Source organism: Streptomyces sp. NPDC058955, from assembly GCF_042741435.1.
In the GTDB taxonomy this organism is placed as follows: Bacteria; Actinomycetota; Actinomycetes; order Streptomycetales; family Streptomycetaceae; genus Streptomyces.
Window position 1 is genome coordinate 7,657 of the sequence record NZ_JBHYKM010000189.1, and the last position, 1,904, is coordinate 9,560.

The window sequence follows — 1,904 nt, forward strand, 5'->3', positions numbered from 1 at the left end:
GGCAGGCCCTGTCCGAGGTGGTCGCCGCCACCGGCGCCACCACGTACGCGGGCGCGTACGACGCGGAGGGCATCCCGGTCGCCACCGACGTCCTCGTCGAGGACGGCGACACGATCCGGGTGGGCGAGGTGGAGCTCACCGCCCGGCACCTCGTCGGCCACACCCCCGGCTCCATCGCGCTGGTCTACGACGACCCGCACGGCCACCCGCACCTCTTCACCGGCGACTGCCTCTTCCCCGGCGGCGTCGGCAACACCTGGCAGGACCCGGAGGCGTTCGCGAACCTCCTCCGGGACGTCGAGACCAAGCTCTTCGCCGCGCTGCCGGACGAGACCTGGGTCTACCCCGGCCACGGCAAGGACACCACGCTCGGTGACGAGCGCCCCCACCTCCCGGAGTGGCGCGAGCGCGGCTGGTGAACCGCCGGTGCCGAAGCGCCCCCGGTGACGCCGGGGGCGCCCCCGCACGCCGCCGGGGCCGCTCCCGTACGCCCCCGTAACCCGGACGGCGGCCGGGTAGTTGGCGGCACATGCACCCCAGTCACACTCCGTCGCCACCGGCGGCCCGACCCACCCCCTCGATGCCCCGACTCGCCGCCGCCTCGCTCGTCGGCACCGCCATCGAGTTCTTCGACTTCTTCGTCTACGGGACGGCCGCCGCCCTCGTCCTCGGGCCGCTCTTCTTCCCGACCTTCTCCCCGCTCGCCGGAACTCTCGCCGCCTTCGGCACCTTCGCCATCGGCTTCCTCTCCCGCCCCATGGGCTCCGTCCTCTTCGGGCACATCGGGGACCGGCACGGGCGCCGGCCGGTGCTCTTCGCCTCCCTGCTGCTCACCGGCTGCGCCACCGTCGCGGTCGGCTGCGTCCCCACGTACGAGTCGATCGGCGTCGCCGCTCCCCTGCTCCTCCTCCTGCTCCGCTTCCTCCAGGGGCTCGGGCTCGGCGGCGAGTGGGGCGGGGCCGTCCTGCTCACCGCCGAGCACGCCCCGCCGCACCGCCGGGCGCTGTGGGCGAGCTTCCCGCAGATCGGCCCGGCCGTCGGCTTCCTGCTGGCGAACGGCGTGATGCTGGCGCTCACCGCCGGGCTGAGCGACGCCGACTTCCGCTCCTGGGGCTGGCGGGTGCCGTTCTGGGCGGCGGGGCTGCTCGCCGCCGCCGGGCTGCTGCTGCGCTCCTCGCTCGCGGAGACCCCGCAGTTCGAGGAGCTGTCCACGTCCGGGCGGCGGGCGAACGCCCCGCTCGCCGAGGTGGCGCGCGACCACTGGCGGCTCGTCCTGCTGACCGCCGGCGCCCTCGCCGTGGGGTACGCGATCTTCTACACGGTCTCCACCTGGGCGCTGGCCTACGGCACCGAGAAGCTCGGGGTGAGCAGCACGGTGATGCTCGTCTGCGTGATGGCGGCGGTGGCGGTGAAGGGCGCGGCGACGCCGTTCCTGGCCCTGCTGGGCGACCGCTGGGGGCGCAGGCCGCTCTGCCTCGCGGGGTGCGCGGGGGCGGCGCTGTGGATGTTCCCGATGGTGGCGTTGCTGCACACCCGGCAGCCGCTGCTGATGTTCCTGGGCTTCCTGGGCGCGCTGCTCGCCTTCATCACCATGTTCGCCGTGGTCGCCGCGTACCTCCCGGAGCTGTACGAGCCCCGGGTGCGCTGCACGGGCGCGGCGGTGGGCTACAACCTGGCGGGGGTGCTCGGCGGGGCCCTGACGCCGATCGTGGCGACCACCCTGTCGGAGGGCGGCTCGGGCCCGCCGTGGGGGGTGGCGGCCTACCTGACGGTGGTGGCACTGGTGAGCCTCGGCTGCTTCGCCCTGCTGCCGGAGACGCTGCCGCAGCGGCGCGCCGAGGAGGCGGTCGAGTCCGCGCCCGCCTAAGCGGGGGGTACGGGAACGGCGGCGGCCGGCCCGGGCG

2 protein-coding genes are annotated in these 1,904 nt (G+C 75.2%); both read left to right on the forward strand.

Translation table 11 applies throughout. From position 1 onward, the window contains the following. Positions 1–419 (forward strand): MBL fold metallo-hydrolase (locus ACFW1I_RS36970; RefSeq protein WP_384678270.1); only part of this gene is annotated, 419 nt, incomplete at its 5' end. 161 nt (positions 420–580) lie between these two features. Then, positions 581–1,867 carry an MFS transporter gene (locus ACFW1I_RS36975; RefSeq protein ID WP_384678272.1) on the forward strand — a complete coding sequence of 429 codons (1,287 nt, stop codon included), beginning with the start codon at positions 581–583 and terminating at the stop codon, positions 1,865–1,867. Positions 1,868–1,904: the final 37 nt, after the last annotated feature.